This window comes from Nocardia yamanashiensis NBRC 100130 (assembly GCF_001613325.1).
GTDB lineage: Bacteria > Actinomycetota > Actinomycetes > Mycobacteriales > Mycobacteriaceae > Nocardia > Nocardia yamanashiensis.
Window position 1 is genome coordinate 1 of record NZ_BDCD01000061.1, and the last position, 22582, is coordinate 22582.

General features: G+C 69.5%; 21 protein-coding genes and 1 pseudogene. 7 read left to right on the forward strand and 15 right to left on the reverse strand.

What is annotated here, in order from left to right:
* Positions 1 to 114 precede the first annotated feature (114 nt).
* From NY1_RS41155 to NY1_RS41175, 5 genes are all read left to right on the forward strand, one after another.
* Positions 115 to 438: a hypothetical protein gene (locus tag NY1_RS41155; protein WP_067723441.1), complete on the forward strand. Its 324-nt coding sequence runs from the start codon at positions 115 to 117 to the stop codon at positions 436 to 438.
* A 98-nt stretch (positions 439 to 536) separates the two neighbouring features.
* Positions 537 to 884, forward strand: a complete 348-nt coding sequence (locus NY1_RS41160) for a hypothetical protein (protein WP_067723443.1) — start codon at positions 537 to 539, stop codon at positions 882 to 884.
* Positions 885 to 1101: 217 nt separating this feature from the next.
* Positions 1102 to 1698: a hypothetical protein gene (locus tag NY1_RS41165; RefSeq protein ID WP_067723445.1), complete on the forward strand. Its 597-nt coding sequence runs from the start codon at positions 1102 to 1104 to the stop codon at positions 1696 to 1698.
* Positions 1695 to 2267 (forward strand): hypothetical protein, encoded by a 573-nt coding sequence (locus tag NY1_RS41170; RefSeq protein WP_067723447.1) that lies wholly within the window; start codon positions 1695 to 1697, stop codon positions 2265 to 2267. Before NY1_RS41165 ends, NY1_RS41170 begins: the two co-directional genes overlap by 4 nt.
* Complete coding sequence (locus tag NY1_RS41175) at positions 2264 to 2524, forward strand: hypothetical protein (RefSeq protein WP_067723449.1); 261 nt, start codon at positions 2264 to 2266, stop codon at positions 2522 to 2524. The genes NY1_RS41170 and NY1_RS41175 overlap by 4 nt, the downstream gene beginning before the upstream one ends.
* A 136-nt stretch (positions 2525 to 2660) precedes the next feature.
* Here NY1_RS41175 and NY1_RS41180 read toward each other — a convergent pair whose 3' ends face one another.
* The gene (locus tag NY1_RS41180) at positions 2661 to 2996 is read right to left on the reverse strand and encodes a hypothetical protein (protein ID WP_067723451.1); all 336 of its coding nucleotides are present in this window, start codon (positions 2994 to 2996) and stop codon (positions 2661 to 2663) included.
* Between the two features lie 40 nt (positions 2997 to 3036).
* Positions 3037 to 3441, reverse strand: a complete 405-nt coding sequence (locus NY1_RS41185; protein WP_067723453.1) for a hypothetical protein — start codon at positions 3439 to 3441, stop codon at positions 3037 to 3039.
* Positions 3442 to 3757: 316 nt separating this feature from the next.
* On the opposite strand from NY1_RS41185, the gene mobF reads away from it, so the two are divergent.
* Both mobF and NY1_RS41195 read left to right on the forward strand, forming a co-directional pair.
* Positions 3758 to 8659: a MobF family relaxase gene (gene mobF, locus NY1_RS41190; protein ID WP_067723455.1), complete on the forward strand. Its 4902-nt coding sequence runs from the start codon at positions 3758 to 3760 to the stop codon at positions 8657 to 8659.
* 40 nt (positions 8660 to 8699) lie between these two features.
* Entirely contained in the window at positions 8700 to 9020 is a 321-nt protein-coding gene (locus NY1_RS41195; protein ID WP_067723456.1) for a hypothetical protein, read from the forward strand.
* Positions 9021 to 9090: 70 nt separating this feature from the next.
* On the opposite strand, the gene NY1_RS43535 is transcribed toward NY1_RS41195, so the two are convergent.
* The 13 genes and pseudogenes from NY1_RS43535 to NY1_RS43540 form a co-directional block, all read right to left on the reverse strand.
* Positions 9091 to 9612, reverse strand: a complete 522-nt coding sequence (locus NY1_RS43535; RefSeq protein ID WP_067723458.1) for a DUF6301 family protein — start codon at positions 9610 to 9612, stop codon at positions 9091 to 9093.
* A gap of 158 nt (positions 9613 to 9770) precedes the next feature.
* On the reverse strand, positions 9771 to 10799 hold the full coding sequence (locus tag NY1_RS41205; RefSeq protein WP_084536322.1) for a tyrosine-type recombinase/integrase: 1029 nt from the start codon (positions 10797 to 10799) through the stop codon (positions 9771 to 9773).
* 137 nt (positions 10800 to 10936) lie between these two features.
* Positions 10937 to 12175 (reverse strand): DUF1173 family protein, encoded by a 1239-nt coding sequence (locus tag NY1_RS41210; RefSeq protein ID WP_067723462.1) that lies wholly within the window; start codon positions 12173 to 12175, stop codon positions 10937 to 10939.
* Positions 12176 to 12182: 7 nt separating this feature from the next.
* Positions 12183 to 12665, reverse strand: coding sequence for a DUF4913 domain-containing protein (locus NY1_RS41215; RefSeq protein WP_067723464.1), 483 nt, complete (start codon positions 12663 to 12665; stop codon positions 12183 to 12185).
* Complete coding sequence (locus NY1_RS41220; protein ID WP_067723466.1) at positions 12662 to 14413, reverse strand: type IV secretory system conjugative DNA transfer family protein; 1752 nt, start codon at positions 14411 to 14413, stop codon at positions 12662 to 12664. The genes NY1_RS41215 and NY1_RS41220 overlap by 4 nt, the downstream gene beginning before the upstream one ends.
* On the reverse strand, positions 14410 to 15339 hold the full coding sequence (locus tag NY1_RS41225; protein WP_067723468.1) for a hypothetical protein: 930 nt from the start codon (positions 15337 to 15339) through the stop codon (positions 14410 to 14412). The genes NY1_RS41220 and NY1_RS41225 overlap by 4 nt, the downstream gene beginning before the upstream one ends.
* Positions 15340 to 15421: 82 nt before the next feature.
* The gene (locus tag NY1_RS41230; protein WP_157762842.1) at positions 15422 to 16927 is read right to left on the reverse strand and encodes an RRQRL motif-containing zinc-binding protein; all 1506 of its coding nucleotides are present in this window, start codon (positions 16925 to 16927) and stop codon (positions 15422 to 15424) included.
* Between the two features lie 88 nt (positions 16928 to 17015).
* Complete coding sequence (locus NY1_RS41235) at positions 17016 to 17573, reverse strand: hypothetical protein (RefSeq protein WP_067723471.1); 558 nt, start codon at positions 17571 to 17573, stop codon at positions 17016 to 17018.
* A gap of 15 nt (positions 17574 to 17588) precedes the next feature.
* The gene (locus NY1_RS41240; protein ID WP_084536323.1) at positions 17589 to 18782 is read right to left on the reverse strand and encodes a M23 family metallopeptidase; all 1194 of its coding nucleotides are present in this window, start codon (positions 18780 to 18782) and stop codon (positions 17589 to 17591) included.
* A 5-nt stretch (positions 18783 to 18787) separates the two neighbouring features.
* Positions 18788 to 19090 carry a hypothetical protein gene (locus NY1_RS41245; RefSeq protein ID WP_067723476.1) on the reverse strand — a complete coding sequence of 101 codons (303 nt, stop codon included), beginning with the start codon at positions 19088 to 19090 and terminating at the stop codon, positions 18788 to 18790.
* Entirely contained in the window at positions 19087 to 20895 is a 1809-nt protein-coding gene (locus NY1_RS41250) for a putative type IV secretion/conjugal transfer ATPase (RefSeq protein WP_174567266.1), read from the reverse strand. Before NY1_RS41250 ends, NY1_RS41245 begins: the two co-directional genes overlap by 4 nt.
* A complete protein-coding gene (locus NY1_RS41255) occupies positions 20892 to 22376 on the reverse strand; it encodes an SCO6880 family protein (RefSeq protein ID WP_067723478.1) in 1485 nt (494 codons plus the stop codon). The genes NY1_RS41250 and NY1_RS41255 overlap by 4 nt, the downstream gene beginning before the upstream one ends.
* A pseudogene (locus tag NY1_RS43540) lies at positions 22373 to 22582 on the reverse strand (PE family protein); the annotation flags it as partial. The gene NY1_RS41255 and the pseudogene NY1_RS43540, both read right to left, overlap by 4 nt.

Genomic DNA, 22582 nt, shown 5'->3' on the forward strand with positions numbered 1-22582 from the left:
GCGCGCGCTGCCCGCCGCGCCGGGGCCGGTCGGCCCGGCCGAACAGCTGACGCTGTTGTGAGCCCGGACCCGTCGCCCGCCATTCCCCCTTTGCGTGCCGAAAGGTCCACCGTCATGCCCGATTTCGATCCTGCGACCCGCTGCCCGTCGCGCTACGCGGGCAGCCCGCCCGCCGAGGCCCGCCCCGCCGTCCTGGAGTGTCGCGAGTATCACCGCCACCACCCGCCGCACGTCATTGTCACCGACCCCGGCGCGGCCGCCGAAGCCGACAGGGAATGGGACGCCGAGCTGTACCGCCTCGCGGCGCTGCCGTTCGACCAGATGTGCGCGCAGGTCACCGCGCACCGCATCCGCCCCGACGATCAGGCCCGGATCAGCGGTTACGCCGCCCAGATCGGCCGCCAGGCCGCCGCAATGGCGTTCCTGCTGTCGCGCTAGAACCCCCGCCCCGCAGGCCCTGGGCCCGGCACCGGAACACGGTGCCGGGCCACCGGCGGCCCCCGTTCGATTCCGCAGCGTGTGAAGGGAAACAGCCCATGCCCGCACCCAAGAAAGACCCCGCCATCTATCGAGGCGACACCGTCCACACCATCCGCAAGGACGGCACCGAAGGCAGCGCCCGATGGACCGTCGACGCCATCAACCCGGACAAGTCCGAAGTGTCCATCTCACGACTGATCAGGGTTGATTACCGCAGGACGAGCTACAGGGCAATGGAGTTCGCGCCCGACCGGCTCGCATTGGTGCGCCACGGCACCGCCCTGGACGACAGCTTGCGTAAGGCCGGAGTCGAGCCCGACCAGAAGCCGCACGACAGCGACCGCACGAAAAGCCCGTACGTCCTGGACGGCAAAGCCCACCACCCCGACCAGCCCGACGACTGACCGGCCCCCGGCCCGGCACCCCACGGTGTCGGGCCGCATTCATCCCCCGGCACCGGCCCGCCGGGGAACCGCGCGGTGGAACTCCGCTGCGCTCCGTGCTGTGCCTGCCCGAGTGGCCCACCCCCAGCCGGCCCCCGCCGCGAGCGCCACCGCCGGCACTCACCCCACCGGCCGCGCATCACTCGGGCAGGCACACCCACTACGAGAGGAACACCTCATGCCTGATCATCGCGACACCGAGCCCGCGGAATTCGTTGCGCGCGGCGAGTTCCTGTTCCGGGTCGGCGACCGGATCGCCCACCCCGACCCGGACGGCACCGACCCGGCCCACCGGCGCGGCAGCGGCCGGATCCTGCGGATCGAACCGATGATGCACGAGCCGCTGATCATCGCGTGGAACGGCGAGCCCGGCACCACCGTCCGAGTCGGCATCACCGATGTGGTCGTGGTCGATGAATGCCCGCACGAACGGACCGGGGAGAACGGCGAAGACGTCGATATCCCGGCCCGCCGCTACCGCTACCACCTGCGCTGCTGGGACTGCAACGAAGTGCTCAAGTACGGCGAACGCATCCGCGACCACTACAAGGTCAAGTTCCACCACGGCCCAGGCTGGGGCGACGAATCCCACTGCTACGCAACACTCGCCGCCGCCGAGCACGCGAGCGACACCCACCGCCCGGGGGCGAACACCGGCAGCAGCGTCACATTGTGCGACTGCAATCCCGAGCGCGACGCGCGCCCGCCGTTCGGCGGCATTGTCGAGATCTTCGGTTTTTCCGAGCTCCCACCCGCTCCCACGGACACGCCATGACCGCCGGTTCCGACGTGGCCGAAGTTGTCGCCGAGATCGAAGACGCCGCCAAACAGCGGAAACTGCGCGCGATGGAGCCTGAACGCAACCTCATCGCGGCCCTGCTCAATCTCGACACCACCGCGGCCGCCGAGATCCTGTCCCACGTGCGCACCACCGATTTCGCCGACCACCTGTGCGCCGCCGTGTCGGTGCTCATCCGGCACCTGGTCAACGAACACCGCCAGCCCAGCCCGCAAGCCGTCGTGACCCTGGCGCGCGGACTGGGCGAGCGGCTCGGGCAATTCCATCTCACCCCCGACCGCGTCGGACTGTTCGTCAGCGAGGTCTACACGCTCGGTAACCCGCTCACCAGCTGGGACAGCGCTCGCCTGGTGATCGAGGACAGCTACCGCCGCCGCTACGAAGCCGACGCCACCCGCATAGCGCAGATGGCCGCCGACTACGCCCCCATCCGCGATCTCGTGCGCTACGTCGCGGCCGCCGTAGCGCGCTGGCGACGCGAACACGCCCGACTGACCGCCATCACCCGCCGCGCCACCCACACCCCCGAAAGGAACCCGCGATGAGCTACACCGGCCCGGACTGGACCGAGTTCCGCACAGGCGACCGCGTGCGCGTGCGCCGCGAATTCGCGCAGCTGTGCTGTTCGATGACCAGCCACACGCACGAATGGACCGCCGTCATCGCCTCCGAACCCTCACGGCACGGCGCGAGCATGCGCCGCGAGGACGACGGCCGCCGAGGTTTCTACTCCTGGGAGCCCGGCCCGAACTGCCACCAAACCATTGCCCTGCTCCCCGGACCACCCGCACCGACCAGATAACCCCCGCCGCAGCTTCCCGCAGCCCGACGACGTGCCAGGCAACCAACGATGGCTTGCCGCGCGGGAACCACACGAAAAGCTCCCTGTCCGACCGGTTACAGACCGGCCCGACAGGGAGCTTTTCTGCGTTCAGGGGTCAGCAGCCCGCCGGAGGCAACGCCCGCAGGCCCGGCAGTTCGAAGATCTGCGCGGCCAGCTGAGTGCGCCAGGTGTGCCACCGCAGCGCGTACAGCCAGTGCCCGAGCAGCCACAGCCCCGCCCCGATCGCCAACCACATCAGGGCCGGGCCGATCACCCAATGGAACAGCAGCACACCCAGCACCAGACGGTAGGCGTTGCAGACCAGCAGAAGCAGGCCGAGCCCGCGCAGCAGGCCCGGCCACAACCACAGCACCACGCCCACGGTCGCCAGCGTGCCGACCGCGCCGAGGAACAACGTCACCAGCATCGCGATCAGGAACAGCGTGCCCATCGATCCCCACCCCCGTTGTCGTCGAACTCCGGTTGTCGAGCTATCCCGGGCCCGGGGAACCCGCCGCCGCAGTAACGGCCGGCCGTTCCGTTCCGGCCCCGCCCGTGCCGGCCTTGAGCAGGGCGCGTACCTTGCCGATCTCCAAACCGGTCAGCGTGGCGATCTCGGTATCGGTCGCGCCCCGGTCCCGGATCCGCCGCAACGCGCCCGCCTGCTGCTCGCGGGCGGCCGCTTCGGCTTTCCGGTAAGTCTGATCGGCCGCCGCGATCGCCGCATCCCTTTTGCCAGCAGCTTTCGCCAGTCCCGCCGCGGCTTGCAGGTAGGCGGTCAGGTCCGCCGTCGTGTCGGCTTCCCGTTTCCGGGCCGCTTTCGCCATCTCGGCCATGCGTTCGCGCGCTTGCCGCGCCGCCGAGACCGCCGCCCCACCGTTCTTGCTGCCCGTCATCGTCCACCGCCTCACGGGGCCGAGGTACCGGCCCCAGTCGCCGCCGGTATCGGGCGTTGCGGGTGGCTGTTCCGGCCGGTCGGCCGAATCTTCCGTTTGCCCGATATTTGTTGAGTTTCACGGTACGCGCCCGGTCTGTCACGTTTCGCGCTTTTGCGCTCTGCCGTTCCTGCGCGTTCCGTACGTGTCCGTGCCCCACTCCGGCTCGCTCGTAACCGTTCTACCACCATGAATCGTCCACACACCTCTTGCACTATCGTGAATTCCCCGGTCAGAGCTCTTCCATAGCCGCGAGTTTGCGCGCACACTTGATCTTGTGTTGACCATCAAGGCGTTACACGCCGGCGATGGCTTCGAGTACCTGCTCCGCTCGGTAGCCACCGCGGATCGTCAACGCGCCAAGGGGCAGGGACTCACCGACTATTACGCCGCGCACGGCACACCGCCCGGGCAATGGTTCGGCCGTGGCGCCGAGATTCTCGGAGTCTCCGGCGAGGTCACCGAAGCACAAATGCGCGCCTTGTACGGCGAGGGAATCCACCCCAACGCCGATCAGATCATCATCGACAAAATCGCCGAAGGCGCGAGTGTCGAGCAGGCCCTGGAAGCCGCCGCGCTCGGCACCGGCCATCATGCGATCGGGCAGGGCAAGACCCCGATCGGCGAGATCTATCAGGCCGATCTGGTGGCGCATCTGGCCACGGTGGGGCGGCCGGCGACGCGGGAGGAATGGCTGGACCTGCGCGTCGGCGCGGCCCGCAAACACCTGCTGTCCGAGCTCGGGCGCGCCGCGACGCCGGAGGAAATCACCACCGCGCTGGCGAATGAGAAGCGTGTCGGCCGCGCGCCGGTGGTCGGCTTCGACATGGTCGCCACCGGCACCAAATCCGAAGCCATCCAATGGGCCTTGTTGGATGACGCGGGCCGCCAGCAGCATTGGGAATGCCATCTCCGGGCGCTGTACGCGACCCTGGAAACCGTCCAGGACAAATACGCACTGGCCCGCCGCGGCGCGGGCGGCAAACGGGTCATCGACGCCGAAGGCTTGACCTTCGCGATCTACCACCATTGGGACTCGCGTGCGGGAGATCCCAACCCGCACAGCCACGTTGTCGTCTCCTCGCGGGTCCTGGGTGAGGACGATAAATGGTGCGCGCTGGATGCTCGCGCGCTGTATCAGGCAACCGTTTCGCTCTCGTGCGAGTACAACGCTCGCCGTATCGGCGAGCTGAAAAGGACCATGGGATACCGGTTCGAACCCCGGTATCGCAACGGCCTGCACAAGGCCCCGGTGCTCGAAATCGCCGATATGCCAGAAGAACTCATCACCTTCTTCTCCCGCCGCCCGACCATCCTCGCCGAAGCCGAAAAACTCATCGCCGACTACCGACGCACCCATGGGCACAACCCGGCCAAGAACATACAGATCAAGCTGATCCAAGCCGCCACCCTGGCCACCCGCGAGGGCAAACCGGTCCCCAAAGCCCTGGAAGAAATGCTGCAAGACTGGGCATCCCAGACCGAAGCATTCTTGGGCGACGGCCGCACCGCGCGATCGGTGGCCGAGGAGATCCGCTACCTGTCCCAGCACCCTGAGGCCCCGCGCCGCTACGACGCGCATCGCGTCGCGGTCGCCACCGGCGTCGCCCTCGGGGGCAGCACCGCGGTCCTGGACGCCACGCCCACCCAGGTGCAGGCCGCGATCGGTGACGTCCTCGACCGCACCATCCTCCCTACCGGATTAGACCGCGCCGATGCGGTGAACGAGGTTGCCGCGCTGCTCGATTCCCGCCACGAGGAACACCTGCTGGAACACGTGGACCGGGCGATGGAACTCCTTGGCCGCAACGTCTGGGATCCGGTCCACGTCGCGGCCGACGTGCTCGAAACCGTCTCGCGGCGGCGCGCGACCTGGACCGAAACCCACATCCGCGCCGCCGCCGAAGACCGGGTGGTGGAATGCGATTTCGACTCCACCGCAGCCCACCGCGCCGCCCTGGAAGCCACCGTCACCGAGGTCCGCGATCGGCTCTCGATCGCCTTGAGCATCGACCCGGATCCGGTCCCGCCGCAGTTGGCGCGCCGCACCGGCGAGCACCAGTTCACCCCCTGCGCGGCAACAACTTTGCGCTACAGCAGCGAAGCCGTCCTGGCCCGGGAAACCGCGCTCCTGGAAGCCGCCCACACCCCGACACCTGAGTTCCTGACCACCGCGTCCGTGCGGGCCGCGATCGCCCGAATCACACGCGGGACACGCGATCTCAACGCCGGACAACGCGCGATCGTCAAGCACCTGTGCACGTCCGGGGCGAAGCTCGCCGTTGCGATCGGGCCCGCCGGCACCGGCAAGACCACCGCCATGAAAGCCGTCGCCGCCGCGTGGACCGCCGACGGGCGGGAGGTGATGGCGCTGGCACCGCAGAAGTCCGCCGCGCGCATCCTCGGTGAGGAATTGGGGTGCCCGGCCCGCACCATCGACTCCCTGCTGGCGACCGCGCGCCGCGGCCGCGACCCAGGCATCCGGCCCGGGGCAATGCTGCTGGTCGACGAAGCCGGCATGGCCTCCACCCACAATCTCGCCGCGCTGCAAACCCTCGCGGACCGGTATGGGGCAGTGGTGCGGTGGATCGGTGATCCCGCCCAGCTCTCGGCCATCGAGTCCGGTGGCGCCCTGCGGTTGATCGCCCGCGACACCGGCGCACCGCAACTCACCGACGTGGTCCGATTCGCCGACCCGACCGAAGCCGCCGCCTCGCTGCATGTGCGGGACGGGGACACCGAGAAGGCGTGGCAGTTCTACAAGAAGGCCGGGCGCGTGACCGCGGGCATGGCCGACGAGTTGCGCGAGCAGATCCTCACCGGCCATCTCGCCGACCTCGACGTGGGAGCGACATCGCTGATGATGGCCGCCACTCTCGAGGATGTTCACGTGCTCAACGGCGGTGCGCAAGCCGCCCTGGCCGCACGCGGCCGCGTCGCCACCGCCGGGCCCGGCACGCAGTTGGCCGATACGCACACCGCCTATGTCGGGGACCTAATCGTGACCCGCCGCAACACCCCGAAACTGCGGATCACCGGCGGTTATCGGGCCGGGGATCCGGTGGACAACGGCGAGCAATGGCGCGTGCAGAAGGTGCATGCCGACGGGTCGCTGACCGTGACCGGTCTGGCTCATCACGGGCACGTGCGCCTGTCCCCGCGCTATGTGCGCGAGTACACCGAGCTTGGGTACGCCTCCACTGTTCACCGTGCCCAGGGCATGACCGTGGACCGCGCGCACCTGCTCATGGGCGCCGCCCTGGGCCGCTCGCTCGCCTACGTCGGGCTCACCCGCGGATCGGCATGGAACGGCATCTATCTCACGACCGACACCGTGCCGGACGCGGATCTGCATCACCCACCCGACACCGAACTCACCGACCACGAAGTCTGGCAGCGCGAGCTCGCCCGCACCGACGACAACATCACCGCCACCGAAGTCCTACGCACCGAGACCGACCGCGCCAGCGATCCTGCGCGCGTGCGCGAGGTCTACGACCACACCCGCCACGTCCTGGTCCGCGCGCGCCTGGAAGCGATACTGGATCGCGCGCTGCCGCCGGCGCTCGCCGCGCAGGTGCGCGCCTCCCAGCATTTCGACGTGCTGCTCGACACCCTCGATCGCGGCGAACAACACGGCGTGGACGCGGTGAGCACGGTCGGGCTCATCGCGACCGACCGGTGGCGCGCCACCGCCGAAACCCTCACCGACACCGATGATCCCGCCGCCGTCCTGCGCGCCCGCGCCGACCGCCATATCGCCCGCACCCTCAGTTACCCGGCCCGCCGGGGCGAAGGCCGGTTCCTGGCGTTGCGTGATCTGGAACCAGTCGATCTCCCGACAGTTCCGGCTCGGCATCCCGGCGTGGATGCGGAACTGGCCGATTACGCCGCCGAACTGTTCGCGCGCCTATCCGACCGCAGCGAGGTCGAGGAGCTGGCCGCGAACCCGAGCCGGGTGGCCGCGATCGGCGAGCTCGCCGACGCCCTGGCCGTCAACGGCCCAGACCGCGATCTGGACGCCCGGATCGGGCGGCTGCGCCGCGACTACGAACACCGGGTCAAGGTCCTGGGCCGCGACTGGGCACGGCACGTCCTGGACGAGATGCTGCCCGCCGAACTCCACCGGCACGCCCAGGACGGCCGCGACTACCTGCACCTGCTCGACACCCTCGCCCACGCCGAATCTGCTGGGCTGGATGCGCGTGAACTCGCCGCCGAGATCAGTACCGCGACCGAACCGCGGATCACCCGCGCCCGCGACGTGGCCACGGTCCTGGCCGCCCGCGCCACCACGGCCATCGAGCAGCATCGCCTCGAGACGGGCGACCCGGTCACCGCCGGCACCCCGTCGCCGTTGCCGCCCGACCATCCCGGCCTGGACCGGGCGGTGGCCGAGCACGCCGCGGACCTGGCCCACCAGATCCGCACCCTCGAGGACTTGAAGTTGTTGCAGCAGATGCAAGCCGATCCGCTGCGCATGCTCGGCACGAAGGCACTCGACGCACGCATCCGGACCTTGCGCCGCGACCTGACAACCCCCGACCCGCTCGAGCTCGCCGCGCCCGCCGACACCACCCGCGAAGCGATCGTGGCCGCCGATCACGCCGCCCTGCGCGTGCAGACGACCGCGATCCGCGCCGCCGAAACCGCGCTAGCCGACGCCGATATCGCCGACCGGCGGCTCACCGAAGCCGGGCGGGCGGTCAGCACCGCCCAAGCTGCACTCGATGCCATTCCCGCCTACCGGCGCACCGCCCGCCACGCCGCATCCGCCGCACTCGACCAGGCCCGAGCACGCCGCGACGCGCTCGCGGTGCAGGCCCGCCACGCGCGCGAGGATGCCGACACCGCAGTCGAAGCGGCCGCCGCTACCGGCGCGCCACGTGCACAGTGGCAGCACCTGCTGACCCGCGACACGGCGATCGTGCGCGAGCGCGAACTGCGCGCCGCCCGCACCCAAGACGCCCACACTCAGCAAGCCCGTGACCGCCGCGCCGGCGCGGGCGAACAACTCGACCGCGCCCTGGCCGAACGCGCACGACGCAAGAACCTCTCCCCCACCAGCGCCGACGCCGAAGCACGGGCACGCACCACCGAACCGGACGCGCCCTCGGCCGGCCCCACCGCGGTCCTGCCCACCACCGAACCCACGCACGACTACGGCGCCGAGATCTAGCTCCCGAACCCGGCCCTACCGGCGCGGCAAGGTCACGACCATGACCGCTGACCAGTCGTCCGGTCGATCACCGGGCATCCCGATCTCGTTCGCTCTGGTCCCCACCCCGCAATGCTGGCAACACGTCACCTACCTGCACGACCCCGTCGGCATCACCCAAGGAATCCTCGCCGACATCCCCGCCACAGCCCCCCTCGAACAAGCACAAGCCGAACTACAACGACTGGCCGAAGCAGCGCACGGACGAAAACTCCACGTGCAGTGGGAATCCCCCAACGAGAACGGCTGGTGCGTCGCCCAAGTCAACGACGCCGGTCCACTGCTCGGCAACCAGCAGGACGCGCAGCAGTCCAAGCGATAAGCGGCAGAACAGGACGTCTGAAGCCACACGTTGAGTTAGCCAGAAAGATCAACGGTCTCCCCGATGAGGCTCAACAGTATTCGTCGTCCTCGCTGAGACTCTGCTCGTCGAGCCAGCCCTGGTATGCAGGGTTTACGAATCCGAGGTCAACGGCATTGGTCAGCGACTGCACTTCGACTATGACCGTGGGTAGATCCCATCGGGTCGCCGGGTATGGGGCATCGGTGCGCCGGGACGGCGAGCCCAACTGGACACTGAGTGCCTCACAGATCATGGAATGGCACTGGGCGAGTTCAGATTCGGTCGGCGGTTCATCCGACGCGTCGTCCAGGTCGGCAACTCTGACTATGACCGCCTCGATCGGCCCCTCCAGCTCGGATAATCGCGGCGGATCCCCGTTGTCGAGCAATGCCCACGCGTCCGGGCGCAGAACCTCGCAGTCGGTGCTGGCGTACAGCCCCAGGTTCATCGGGATCGGGGGTGACCAGCCAGCGGCAGCGCATAAGCGCGTCATGTCATCGAGTTTCCAGGTCCACTCGAATCCCTGCGCGATGCGTGCGAGAACTCGCGCAGTGTCGACGTCGGCGTGCATGGAGCCGGGCACTCCCTTCGATCGTTTCTGCGTTGGGCGACAGCAACGACACCCACCACCATTGGCCTTCGGACAAGATCGCACACATATCCGACATTCGGCATTACAGCGTGTCCGGATGGCCGCTTGAGTTTGAATACGGTTGGGCTGCAGCCGGTTCAGAAATCCAGGGCAAGCTGCTCGTGTTGACCGGGGATGCGCGCGGCAGGGGTGCGGCCGCGGTGGGGTGTGGGAGCAATGGCGCGTAGTGCGTTGATTTGGGGCATATCGGGTTTGACCTGTCCGAGGGTGTGAGCGACTCGCGGCAGATCGGGTTCGGCGGCCAGGAGCTGGGCGGCGTAGGTCGCTCGTAGAACACCCGGGGCCAGCCGTTCTGCGATGCCGGCATCGCGGCCGAGATCGGCGATGATGTCTTCGATCTGGCTGACCGACAGTCGCCGGATGCTGCTCGGGTCGGGGTCGCAGATCAGGAAGTAGGCCCGGATCCGGGCAGTGCCGAGCAGAGTTGCGCGTTCGGCCTGCCATTCGGCTTGGGCGGTGTGCGCGCGCCGAGCGAGGTCGACGCGGCGCAGTTCGTCGCCGCCGGGGGCGGGTGCCCAGACGAAGCTGCGGCGGCCGGTCAGGACCATGTCGTCGATGTCGAGAGCTTCGGCTTCGGATTCACGTAGTCCGGCATACTGCAGCAGCATCACCAGCGCGAGGTTGCGGGCCCGACGCGCGCGCATCAGCGGTGTGTGTGCGGGGCGGGCTTGTGCGGCCGCGATCAGCGCCGACTGCTCGCCGACGGTCAGTGTCCGCTGAATCCGCCGGTCTGTGATCACCGCGGCCCGGACATGGGCCGGTCCCAGCTCGAGCCAGGTGTAATAGGCGGTCACCGCCGCCAGGGTCACATTCCACGTAGTGGCCCGGCGGGTCTTGAGCAGGTGCGTGCGGTACGCCTTCAGGGCGGCGTCGCGCCCGGCGGCTGTGGTGAGTGCGTCGGGGAAGCCGGCGGTGCGCAGCCATTGCAGGTAGAGCGCGACGCGCTGGCAGTACCGGTCGATGGTGCGGACCGCGAGCCGGGCACCGGTGCGCCGGTTGGGCTGCACCGCCAGCCACAGCCGAAACCGCGGATCGAGGGCGAACGGGTCGACGAAGTCGGCATCGGCCATCGCTGCGGCCCATCCCGTGCTCTCTGCACTCGCCATGACTTCACCGCCTTCCGGGCTTTCCTCAAGTCTCGAGGATGCCAGCAGCCTCTGACAAGTACCGTCGGGCACGAGTTCATAGAGTCTGAAACGCAATTATCCGCGAGCCAAAACGATTGCGGCCGTAGATAATTGAGTCATTCAGCAGGTGACTGTTCAGAGCTTCGTAGGGAGGAGAGGTCCGGCAGCGGATCCGGGGGCCGCCAGCCGATGAGGGTGGTGCCGGTGCGGGCGTATTCGGCGACCTTGATGTCCTTGCGGCGCAGGTATTCCGGGTGATCGAGCCCCCAGACCTCCACGACGGTCGGTTCGCGGGTGTCGGTGAGCACGAAATCCGGGAAGACCAGCGTGGTGTGGTCGTAGCGCAGCGGTTTGAGGAACGCGCGCCCGGCCGATTGCAGGTGGCCGGCCATGAGCAGTTCGTGGCTCGAGTCCGCGGGCAGGAACCCGGTGCCGGTGGTGAGCATGACCGCCGCGTCGATGACCACGGCGTGGCCTTTGGGGCTGCGTTCGAGCAGGAACAGCCCGATCCGGCGGCCGCGCGCGGTGGTGGCGGCGCGGGCGAAGGCGATGCCGTGGCGGCGCAGGGTCGCGCCGTGCTGGTCGGTGCTGGTGTAGAGCCGCCCGGGCAGGTGAGCGACCCGGTAGGCGTGCCCGTACCGGGTGGCGGTGACTTCGGTGAGCTCGCCGAGCAGCAGGCCGCGCCGGATCTGATCGCGCGGCGCCCGCAGCCTGTCGAGGAATGCGGTGAAGGCGTCGAGGTTGGCCTGGCGTCGTTCGGGCCGGTAGGGCGGGACGCAGTAGAGGATATCGGCCAGGGCGCGCCGGTCCAGGTGGGTGTCGGCGACGTGGTCGGCGAGCGCGCCCACGAGCGCACCCCAGTCCCGCCGGACGCCCGGCCGCCACGTGTTCAATCCGGCGTCTTCCCACAGGAAGTGCAGCAGGCCGAGCAGTCCGAGGGTACAGCGCCCGGAGCTGCTCGCGCCGCCGCCGGGTTCCTCGAGGCTGCCGGTGGCCACGCTGGCGGCGGTGCTGCTGGTCAGGGGCGTGTCGAAACGGATGGTGGTGCCGTCAGGCCCTTCGACGATCGCGGCATCGGCATAACTGCTGCGCCCGGTCAGCGTCGGATCCGGTTGGTGGAAGGGACATTCCGGGGTGTGATCAGGGCCGGTGCCGGGCCAGCGGGCCAGGAAGTACCGGTCCTCGCGGTGCCGGATGACCAGTTGCAGCGGGTCGGCGGGCCGGCACAGGCAGTAGCCGTGCCCGGTGGCGGCTTTCGCGGCCGCGAACAGTCGGCCGTAGCCGTCCGGGCGGGCGCGTAGCGCGTCCAGGCGCAGTTGCTGCGGCCCGAGCTGGACGACGTCGCGGCGGCCCATCCCGTGCCTAATCGCTGGTGCGGGGGTTGAGGAGCAGCAGTTTCGCGATGTCGCCCGGCTCGTCGTCGGATTCGGAATCCACAGGGAGGGAAGGGATATCGACGTGGCGGGTGGTGCCGCAGGCGTGCATAGGTCCGTATTCGCCTTCGGAGAGGGCGCGCATGGTGGGGTCGTAGTCGTAGGTGAACCAGGCGATCATGGCGTGATCGTCGCCGCTACGGCGTGCTTTCTCCCAGGCCCGCCATAGCGCGTCCAAGCGCACCACGACCGGAGGGTGGAATTTCCACTCTTTGCACCACACATGGCCGCGGCCGCCGTCGGAGAGTTTCATCGCGGTGGCCGGGCCCAGCCAGGACTTGACCCAGTCTTCGACGTCGGCGAACAGATAGTCGTCCTCCTGCTCGTCGTCGGAATTCCGGGCCGGGGTGGGGTCGCGTTTGCCGAGGAAGGCATCGTCGAAGTCGTCGAGGTCACCGAATTCCATGGTCATGGCACTGTCCGTTCTTTCGAAGGTTCGTAGCGGGTGAGGGAGTCGCGGATCGCGTCGGCGTATCGGCTCTCCTGCCAGGGGATCTTGCGGACCAGGACCCAGGGGTTGCCGGTGGTCTGCACCAGCGCGAGATCCTTCGGGAGTTCGGCCAGCAGCGCGACGGGCAGGGTCTTTTCGGTCGACCAGGATTGCGAGCGGGAGCTGCCGCCGCGTCCGGCCGAGACCGACCAGCGGGCCACGTCGTGCTCGCCGATCTGCTCGGCGACGGCTTGCAGGTATTTGCTGTCGCGCACACCGCCGGCGTAGATGTGCGCATTACTCGCCGACACCAGCTGTTCGAGCTGGTTGGGGGTCCAGACTTCTGAGGCTTGGGCCGGGGATTGCAGGAAGGTCATCAGCACCACGCCTTGAGATCCCAAGTGCGAGTACAGATACGGCAGTTCCTTGAGCCGACAGACATTGGCGGCTTCGTCGAGGATGCCAACCAGCGGCACCGGCAACCGCCCACGCGGCGAACCGGCGGCGATCGCGAGGGCGTGGTCGAGGATGCGCCCGACCAGCGCAGTGATCAGCGCGGTCGCCGAATCCGGGCCCTCGAGGGAGAGCAGGAACAGCCCGTCGGTGGAGGTGACGAACCCTTTCGGATCGAACTCGTCCAGGGTGTGTTCGCGGCCCCAGCTGCTCAAGGCGGTGGTGTCGCCGGGGAACTCTTTCCTGGTGGGCGGCAGCACGGTCTGCGCCCACCCCGGATCCGAGAGCACCATGAGCATCCGGCGCGCCATGTCGTAGAGGCCGTCGCGCTGTTTGCCGTTGAGGGATTGGGCGGTGCGGACTTTCATCGCCGCGATCTGCTGCCCGGCCGCCTCGAGCTGCTGGGCCGGCAGCGGGGTGTCTTCATCGGCGAGCCAGCTGTAGGTGTGCATGATGTCGCCGCCGCCGACCGCGGCCGCCAACAGATACAGGGAGACGAGTTCGAGTGCGCCGCCCTCGAAGTAGTTGTCCGCACGGGCATCCGGCTCGCGGGTGGCGGCCTGGAAGTAGCCGGCCAACCGGCGCGCGGCGGGCAGGCTCGTAATGCCCGCCAGGATGTTCCACCACCAGTCCTGACCTGGTGTTCCGGCGCGGCCTTGCAGGTCCGACACCCACACCTTCCCGCGGTGTTCGCGCACGCCCCGGCAGTGGTCGTGCAGATCCCTCTTGTTGCTGGTGGCCAGGACCGGGCCGGGTGCGGCGCAGATCGCGGCGATGGCCAGGCCGGTGGTCTTGCCGGTGCGTGGCCCGCCGAAGCACACACCTTCGTCCTCCCACGACATATAGACGGGTTTGTCCCCGATCACGGTGTGCCCGAGCACGATTCCGATATCGCAGGCGCGGATCACCTCCGCGTCCGGCCGCAACCGGCGCGCTTTGGCGCGGGCCTGATGGCCGGTGACCTCGCGGAGCCGGTGCGGACCGGCCATGATCCGGGCCCGCCGCGTGATTTCGTGGCGCCGCACCACCCGCACCCCCACCACGATCGCCCCGGCCACGAGCGCGGTCTCCGCGATCACGACGAGCGCGGTGGCGAACCCGGGCCAGGTGTCGATGGTGCGGAACTGTTCCCAGGATCCGGTGCGTCCCAGGAGCAGTAGCGCGGCCTGCCAGGCGCAGTAGGCGGCCCCGACCACCAGGACTGTGGTGGCGGCGGCCGCGATCACCACCACATCGAGGGTGATCCGGCCGGTGGGGGTGGCGCGGCGCGTGCTCATGCCCCGACCGCCGCTTCGGCCGCCTGCTCCACGCCCTGGACTGTTTCGGGCGGAAGCTGCTGCGGCTGCTCGGCTTCGGCCTCGCTGCCGCTGGCCTTCTTGGAGCGGCGGGGCTTGGCCGCCTCCACCAGCTGCTCACCGGTGGTCTTGCCACTGGCCGCCTGCTTGCCGGTGGTTTTGGTCGATCGGCAGGTGGTGGACTTGCGGGCGGTCGCGGTGGTGTCGGCGGGCGTCGCAGCCTGCTCGGCCTTCTTCCCAGCGTTCTGCCCGGATTCCTGGGACGCCTGTTTCTGCGGGGTCGCTTCCGCGTCGGGGGCCTTCTGGGTGGCCGTTTCCTCCTTCGCTGCTTCGGCCTTCTCGGCCGCCGCGGCCGCGGGTGCGGGAGCGGCGTTGTGCCGGTCGGCGACCAGGGCGCCGGCGGCGGTGAGTTCGGCGAGGGTGTATTCGGCGGCGAGCCGCTTGACCTTCTCCACGTCGATATCGACGTGCTTGCCCGCGATGGCGCGGGCGGTCTCGGGATTCATGCCCGCGTCCCGCAACTGCTGATCGAGCTCGGCGACCGATTGCTCCCAGGCGCGCGCGACCTTGGCCGCGTATTCGCGTTGGGCTTCGGAGGCCGCCCATTTGGCCACCAGCGCCTCCACCTGCGTGGGCGCACCAGCCTCCGCTGCGGCCGCCGGCCCTCGACCGCGAAACCAGGCCGCTACCCGGGAGAGCAGCCCGCGACGCGGTGAACGTTCCTGGCCAGCAGCAGCATTCGCGCTCCTGCCCCGCCGTTGTCCGCGGGCGACTTCGGCGGCGGCTTGGCGTTCACGTTCGGCGGCCCACCGCTGTACTTCGCGGCGCGCGGCGATGAGGGCTTGTGCGGCGGCCTCGGCGAGCACGGTCGATTCGGCCACGATCTGTTCTTCGGCATGCAGTGCCATGAGAGGAGTCCTTCCAGGAGGGAGATGAACCGGGGCGAGGGCGTGGCGGGCCCGGGAGGCGCGCGGCAGGACCAGCGACGGGTCATAGCGTGACCTCCGCTGCCGGGCCCGCCTCGGGTGCGAGATCGGGAAGCTGGTGCGGCACGGCCTGTTCGGGGCTGCGTTCGCGCTGGGTGCGGGTGGTGCTGGCCGCCAGTAGCCGGTGGGAGATGGCGGCCGGGTTCGGGTAGAGCCGTTCCCGCCAGGCCCGCTCGCGCTGGTCACGGGTGCGGGCGGCGCGGGCGGCGGTGTGCAGGGCCGTGTCGAGCAGGTCGCGGGATTCCTCGCGGATGCCGCGGGGGACGCGGGCGTCGATGAGGTGTTGATGCAGGCGAGTCAGGTGCTGGTAGTAGAGGTTTCGGCGTTCGCCGAGTTCGGCGCGGGTGTGGTGCCCGCGTGCGAGCCAGGCGATATCGTCGCTGACCGCCCGCAGCGCGGCCCGTGGTCGGCGGATATCGGTGTGGTCGGCGAGCAGGGCAGTGACCTGGTCGAACACGCTGCTTCCCAGTGCTATCGCCCGGTCGGTGTGCCGGCCCGCCTCGAACCGTTGCTTGCTGCGTTCATCGAGCAGTAGCAGCCCGCGCACCGGGACCGGTGCGCTGGTGAGGGCGTCTTGGCAGATGCTCAGGAGGCGGTGGTGTTCGAGGGGATGCAGGCCGTGCCCGTCGCATGACGCGAGGAGCGCTTCGGCTTTGGCTTCCCGCGCCGCCAGGGGTGTGCGGGCCAGGCCGTGCAGGCGGGTGGTGAGCTCGCTGCGGTCGATGTGCTGCGGCCACAACGGCCGATGGGGTTTCCCGGCGAGCACCGCGTCGGTCGCGGCCCGCACGCGGCGCTGGTCCGCCTCGGGTAGCGCGCTGGTTTCGGCGGCCAGGGCGGGACCGAACGCGGTTCCGTGCGTGGCGAATCGGGTCAACAGCCGATCCACCCGGCCCCGCGCGGCATCCACGGGATCGATCAGGATGTGGGTGTGCAGCAGATCCAGGCGCGGGTCGCGGCCCTCGAGGTAGCTCAGGATCAGGGCCGCGTCCCGGCGCGCGGCACCGGGCACGGCCGGGTCGAGCAGGCGGGCATCGAGCTGGTCGCGGCGCGCGGGTGCCTCGGCGAGGTAGGCGGCCGCGGTCTCCGCGGTGGGTGGCTGCCCGCGCCAGATATCGGTGGCGGCGAGGAGATCGGCGGGAATGCGGCAGTCCTGCAACGCGATCCGGGCGGCGGCCGCGCCGGCATGCAGGTGGTGTGCGGCGGCGAACTCGGCGGGATCGGTGAGGGAGATACCGCGCCGCCGTGCGGCCTCGATCTGACGGGCACGGTTGGCGGCGGCCAACGCTTCACGCTGGGCTGGGGTGGCGGTGCGGCGGGGAACGGCTTTGGTGATGTCGAACAGGTGGGCCACCAGCGGCTTCCGGCGGCGCCGGGGGCGTTCCATGGTGGCGGCGATGTCTTGACGGCCGGGCGTGAGTCCTTGCGCCCGCAGCTGGCGGCGGGTTTTGAGATGGGCGGGCGCGCTCATCCACCGGTAGACCGGTAGGCCGCCCTCACCCTCGCCGGTCACCACCCCACCTGCTCGGTAGGCGGTGGAAGTGGATCTGATTCTTCGACATGGGTTGCGCTCCTTCGGATATCGAGGTGAGGGGTGGGGGTTAGCCGGTGATGCGGTAGTCACCCAGCCGCCACCCGCCAGGGGTAGCGGTCGTGGCGGCGGAAATCGTCAGAGTCCGGAACGGGGTGCGGGTTTGGTCGGTGTGCTGCACGGTCTGGGTCAGCCGCACCACCACCAGGCAGGTCCGATCGGAACAGTCCCGGGTGCCGGTCGCGGCCGCGGACGCGGTCACCACGTCGGCGGCCGCGCGCCAGCCCGCCCATTGCGGCAGCTCCCGCACGCCGGTGGCCGGCGGCGCATCCGCCGAGGCGGCCAGGTCCCCGGTGAGCCAGGGTTTCGCGCGGCTGACCGCCGCGCCGGGCGAGGCGTCGCGCACGGGCTGCCAGGAGAACATCGCGGTGAGCGCGTATTCGGCGGCCTGGATCGGTCCGGCCTGTGCTGGGGTGGGCCCGTGGACGTCGAACGCGCTGTCCGAACCCGCCGCGCCGGTTTCGTCGTGCGGGCGCGAGAGCAACCCGGCCGTGCCCACGATCGCTACGACCCCGACCGCGAGGGCAGCCAGGACCAGGAGCCAGGCGAGGCGACGGTTTCCGGACATGCGTGGATCTCCTTGTCAGGACAGAGTTTTGGAGAAGCGGGGAATGTTGGCGACGATGATGTCGGCGTAGGGGCGGGTCTGGGTGACGTAGTCGCTGTGCCCGGACGGGAACCCGCCCGAGGCCAGCACCGCGCCTTCTCCGGCGTTGTATCCGGCGAAGTACAGTTCGCGCCGGTCACCGTCGTAATGCACACGGCCTTCGGCCATCCAGGTGTCGATGGTGTCGGCGATCTGGCACATGTAGCGGGCTTGGCCGATGATCGCGTCCCCGTCGTCCCACACACTCGCGGTCCCGTTGCCGTCGGCATCGATCACATACGGCTGCCCATCCGGCGCGATCGCGGCCGCCGTCCCAGGCAAGAACTGGGCCAGGCCCTGCGCGCCGGAGGAGGAAGTCAGCCCGCGCTGAAAGCCGCTTTCCTGCAGCCCTTGCGCGGCCAGCATGGAGGAAGTGATCTGCGGGCACACGGTGCCGCCTTTGCGGTACCAGGGTTCGAGCTCGGGCGGAATCTCGGTCCCGGATTGCAGGTCATCGACTCCCCCACCGCTGGTCCCGCACCCCGACGATTTCCCGGGCGCTGCGGCCGCCGTGGTCGTGGGCGCGGTGCCGGTGGCGGCCCCGGCCATTTCGGCGGTGTTCGCGCTGGAGCCGGTGGGTTGGTCCGAGCCTTCCAGCCACGGGACCGGGTCGATAGGACTGCCACCACCGAGTCGGCCGCCACTGGGCCAGACCTCGAAATGCAGGTGCGGGCCGGAGGATTCACCGTTGGAGCCGACCGCGGCGATCTGCTGTCCCGCGCTCACCGAATCACCGGCATGGACGAGCAGGTCCGAGGCGTACATGTGCCCATACACCGTGGAGGTGGTCACGCCGCTGATGTTGTGATCGAGGACGATCCAGATGCCGAATCCGGAGGCTTCCCCGGCTTGCGCCACGGTGCCGTCCATGGCCGCGTAGATCGGTGTCCCGGCCGGCGCGGCGAAGTCCGTGCCCTGGTGCGCGCCGCCGCGGGAGCCGAAGACGTCGCTGATCTCGTAGGTGCCTTCTTTGAGCGGCCAGCTTCGCCCGCTCGCGCCGCCGTGTCCGCCGCCGGTGGTTCCGGAGGTGGAAGGGGTGGTGCCGCAGGGGTTGTCGTCGCCGAGCAGGAAGATCACTACGACGGCGGAGACGATCACCCAGAACACCGCGAGCGCGGCGAACACCTTCATTCGACTCAGCTGCCCTGGTCGTAGAGCTCTTGAGCCAGAGCCTGATTGAGCAGTTCCGCGGAGGCGAGTTCGCGGCGCAGGTGTTCGACCAGGCTTTCCAGGCGGGGCACGCTGCGCGAGATCGCGCGCCCGTCATCGGCTTGGACCCACAACAGCACGGAGTTGAAGTGGCAGCCGATATCGTCGGCGACCCGCTTCGCCGCCGCGGTGCGCGACATCTGCGAGGGCGCCAGGGCACGTACGCGGGCGACGGCGGCCTGGCGGACGCGGTCGTCGATGCGGCCGTAACGGCGTTCGGGCGCGCTCATGATGCCTGCCTTTCCTCGCGGGTATGAGTGCCGAAATGGCTGAATATGGCGCTGGTGTCATGGATTCCGGACTGCCGTTCGATCTCGGTGAGCTCCATCTGGAACGGAATCCCCGGGCTGCGGTCTTCGGTGACCTTGAGCAGGAACCGCCCCACCCCGGACGGCAGCGGGGGTGCTTGGCCGGCGCGGATGGGTTCCCCGGTCAGGGCTTGGGGCGCGGACCAGGAAGTGACCATGGCGTTTTCGGCGCCGGTCAGCTTCACCACCCCGTCCAGGGCGGCCAGTTCGTCGGCCGGGAGTGCGCCGAGGATCTTGGCGCGGGAGCGTTCCAGGAATCCCACCGCGCGGTCGGCGGCCGCGCCGAGTGCTTGCAGGTCGCGGATGGAGTGGCTGATCATGATCAGCGCAACACCCATCGACCGTTGCAGGCGGGTGAGTTCGTCGACGCGGGCGATCATGAATTCACCCAGGCCCAGGACCTGCCAGAGTTCGTCCATGACGACCTGGAAGTAGCGCTGTTCCTCGAGCCCTAGCTCGGCGAGCAAGTTGAGGGCTTCGACCGCGCCGAATCCGGTGGACCAGCAGGTGAGCATGGCGGCGGCCTTGAGTTTCTTGTCTCCCTTGGGGATATGGGAGACATCGATGCAGACCCCGGTCGCGGCCATGTCCAGGGGCACGGTGGTCGGCCCGTTGAACACGGTGCCGAACGGGCCTTGGGTGAGGGCGCGCAGGCTGCGGCGCAGGTCGATGATCGCGGCCTGATACTGCTCATCCGTCGCGGCCGCCGCGTCCAGCAAGAGTTCGGGGCCCCCGGCGGCGATCACGTCGGCGAGGTCGTCCAGGATCGGGGGCGCGTCCACGCTGTGCCCGCGCCCGCCTTCGGATTCCGGGGTGAACAGGATGCGCAGGCTGGTGGAGATGAGGGTGTCTTCGAAGTCGCGGATGCGTTCCCCGCGCACCAGCTCCACCAGGCCGGCGACGAGATTGGTTTGCCGGGCCCGGATTTCGGCGGCGAGGTTGACCGCGGCGAGATCGTGTCCCGCCGCGCGCAGGCGCTGCAAAGCGGTGCCCATGACGCCGGGATCGAGGGGGTTGATGCGGCCGTGCCCGTACCCGAGGTCGATGACCTGGCCGCCGCAGATGGCGATGGTGTCGCGGTAATCCGGCTTCACATCCGCCAGCACGAGCGGGGTGATGCCTTGGGCGATGCCGCCGAGCACGATCCGGCGCACCAGCGAGGATTTGCCGAATCCGTTGAGCCCCAGCACGAACAGCGACGGGGCGGTGATGAACCTCGCGCGGGTGAACCAGTTCATCGGGTCGAAACAGACGGGTTCGCCCGTGTCGAGGTGCCGACCGAGCGGGGTACCGATGATCGGCGCACCCGCCCCCACGCACCACGGCCACAATCCCGCGACTTGGGCGGTGGTGGCCCGGAATTCCGGCGGCCGGCCCACCGACCGCGAGATCCCGCCACCGGGGCCTTCGACCCCGCGCGGGGTGAACTTCACCCCCGCCCGCTTGCCCTTGACCACCGGGCCACCGGCCAGGGCGCGGCGGCGTTTGTCGTCGGTGCCGAGTTTGAAGTTCGCCCAGCTGGTTCCCAGCACGCTGCCGTTCATCGCCTGCTGTTCCAGGCGGGTGCGCTGGGCGGGGTCCAGCAGGCGGGTACCGAACTTCGCCCGCGTGGGCTTGGCCGGCGGATTCTTCTGTTTACCTGCCGCTTTCGCCGCGCCGGGCGTGGCCGGGGTTTTCTTCGCGGGGGTCTTCGTCGCCGACTTGCTGCGGCGTAGTCGGGGTTTCATGCCTCACTCACCACCTTGGGCAGGGACGCCATCTCCGGCAGCAGCACACCGGCGCCGAGACCGGCGGCGAACGCGGCGGCCTGATACCGGTAGCAGCGGCGGATCTTCAGCCGTGCCTGGGAGGTGAGATCGCGGGTGATCGCCTCGATCGCGGGCAGATCCGCCCCCGCGGGCTCGGTCACGGTGATCAGGACACCGAAGCGGGTGACACCGTGGCCGCGGGCTTGTTCCTCGCGCGCGGACTCGGTCGCTCGCACCCGCAGCACGGCGGTCGCGGACCCGACACCGCGCTCGGTCTGCTGCGCGACCAGCGCGTCCTTGTAGTCCCCGTCCACGATCTGCGCCGCGTCACCGGCCGAATGCGGCCGGTAGACCATGGCGATCCGCTTACGCGGGAGCTCTTCGTTCTGCGCCAGGAGCCGTTGCAGGACCCGCTCGCGCACCACACCTTCCGGCGGCAGTTCCATCTCCCACGACACCGACACGACCCCGTCGTGGATGAGGCGGTCGTATTTCTCGTCGTGCATCACCGGGCCCGCGTGGTCCCAGGTCAACTCGTGCGATTCGCCCGCGTCGGCGCTGGCTTCCAGGTCGGCTTCGGCGGCCGGATCCCACGCCCGCCGAAGCAGGGCGATGGTTTCCTCACCGGTCATCGGCCGCGACCGCACCCCGGCCTCTGCGAGCGCGGCGGTGACGAAAGGGAGCCTGCGCGCGACCTCTTCGGCTTGTTCGGCCGGATCCTTGCGCCGGGCCGGGGTGGTGGCTTTGAACGTGATCGACAGCCACGCCTCCAGGCGCACCGTGTCCGAGGGCAGCAACTGCGCCAGCTGCGACATCATCACCCGCGCCGGTTCGGGCGCATCGGGTTTGGTGAGCATGTTGACTTCGGAGGCGAGCCGGTTGCCGGTCTCGGGCACCGAGTCCAGGACCACGGTGATCGCCTCGATATCGGGCTTCTCCCCCAACGTCGCCAGCAGCCCGGACCAGGCCGCCACCCACGCATCGATCCGGTCCTGATCGACTGCTCGCGCGCCTTGCGGCCAGCACTTGAGCAGCGCGGTGTAAGCGTGGTGCGGGGCCGGCATATGGATGAGGCCGAACCGGTTCCCGGCCGAATCGGTGGATTCGTAGAGTTTCGAAGTGGCCATCAAGCCGGGGAGCTTGCAGGTGCCCAGGCGGCTGAAAACGCCTGCCTGGTAGATGTTTTCGCGTCGCAGTAGGGTGCGCCACCATCCGAGCATGATCATGGCCCTCTCGTATCCGGTGCGGCCGCCGCGCGAGTACGCCATGGGGGCGAGCACGAGCAGTTCGGCCACGATCACCACCGCCGCCGGCACCAGACCGGCCAGCATCACCGTCAACAGCGCCACCACCACCGCGACGAACGCGGCAATGGAGACCGTCCAGCCCATGCCCCACATGCCTTCTCGGCGTGGGCGCGTCCAACCCCCATACGTGCGCTCTTCCAGCTGGGTGCTCATCGCGGCACCGCCGACCTACCGGCCCCGCTCGGTGTCGCCACCGGTGCGGCCGCGCCGCTGACCGTCTTGTCCACCGCGCCCGCCCCGGCACCGATCGCCTTGACCACCCCCACCGCGGCAGCGCCTTTCGGGCCACCGACTGCACCGGCCACCGATAGCGCCGGACCCGCGGCTTTCGTTCCGCCCGCGACCGCTCCGGCCGGGCC

Excerpts from the sequence above, each read along its gene's own strand:
- NY1_RS41155 (WP_067723441.1), top strand. The coding sequence starts at position 115 with ATGCCCGATTTCGATCCTGCGACCCGCTGCCCGTCGCGCTACGCGGGC.
- NY1_RS41160 (WP_067723443.1), top strand. The coding sequence starts at position 537 with ATGCCCGCACCCAAGAAAGACCCCGCCATCTATCGAGGCGACACCGTC.
- NY1_RS41165 (WP_067723445.1), top strand. The coding sequence starts at position 1,102 with ATGCCTGATCATCGCGACACCGAGCCCGCGGAATTCGTTGCGCGCGGC.
- NY1_RS41170 (WP_067723447.1), top strand. The coding sequence starts at position 1,695 with ATGACCGCCGGTTCCGACGTGGCCGAAGTTGTCGCCGAGATCGAAGAC.
- NY1_RS41175 (WP_067723449.1), top strand. The coding sequence starts at position 2,264 with ATGAGCTACACCGGCCCGGACTGGACCGAGTTCCGCACAGGCGACCGC.
- NY1_RS41180 (WP_067723451.1), bottom strand. The coding sequence starts at position 2,996 with ATGGGCACGCTGTTCCTGATCGCGATGCTGGTGACGTTGTTCCTCGGC.
- NY1_RS41185 (WP_067723453.1), bottom strand. The coding sequence starts at position 3,441 with ATGACGGGCAGCAAGAACGGTGGGGCGGCGGTCTCGGCGGCGCGGCAA.
- NY1_RS41195 (WP_067723456.1), top strand. The coding sequence starts at position 8,700 with ATGACCGCTGACCAGTCGTCCGGTCGATCACCGGGCATCCCGATCTCG.
- NY1_RS43535 (WP_067723458.1), bottom strand. The coding sequence starts at position 9,612 with ATGCACGCCGACGTCGACACTGCGCGAGTTCTCGCACGCATCGCGCAG.
- NY1_RS41205 (WP_084536322.1), bottom strand. The coding sequence starts at position 10,799 with ATGGCGAGTGCAGAGAGCACGGGATGGGCCGCAGCGATGGCCGATGCC.
- NY1_RS41210 (WP_067723462.1), bottom strand. The coding sequence starts at position 12,175 with ATGGGCCGCCGCGACGTCGTCCAGCTCGGGCCGCAGCAACTGCGCCTG.
- NY1_RS41215 (WP_067723464.1), bottom strand. The coding sequence starts at position 12,665 with ATGACCATGGAATTCGGTGACCTCGACGACTTCGACGATGCCTTCCTC.
- NY1_RS41220 (WP_067723466.1), bottom strand. The coding sequence starts at position 14,413 with ATGAGCACGCGCCGCGCCACCCCCACCGGCCGGATCACCCTCGATGTG.
- NY1_RS41225 (WP_067723468.1), bottom strand. The coding sequence starts at position 15,339 with ATGGCACTGCATGCCGAAGAACAGATCGTGGCCGAATCGACCGTGCTC.
- NY1_RS41235 (WP_067723471.1), bottom strand. The coding sequence starts at position 17,573 with ATGTCCGGAAACCGTCGCCTCGCCTGGCTCCTGGTCCTGGCTGCCCTC.
- NY1_RS41240 (WP_084536323.1), bottom strand. The coding sequence starts at position 18,782 with ATGAAGGTGTTCGCCGCGCTCGCGGTGTTCTGGGTGATCGTCTCCGCC.
- NY1_RS41245 (WP_067723476.1), bottom strand. The coding sequence starts at position 19,090 with ATGAGCGCGCCCGAACGCCGTTACGGCCGCATCGACGACCGCGTCCGC.
- NY1_RS41250 (WP_174567266.1), bottom strand. The coding sequence starts at position 20,895 with ATGAAACCCCGACTACGCCGCAGCAAGTCGGCGACGAAGACCCCCGCG.
- NY1_RS41255 (WP_067723478.1), bottom strand. The coding sequence starts at position 22,376 with ATGAGCACCCAGCTGGAAGAGCGCACGTATGGGGGTTGGACGCGCCCA.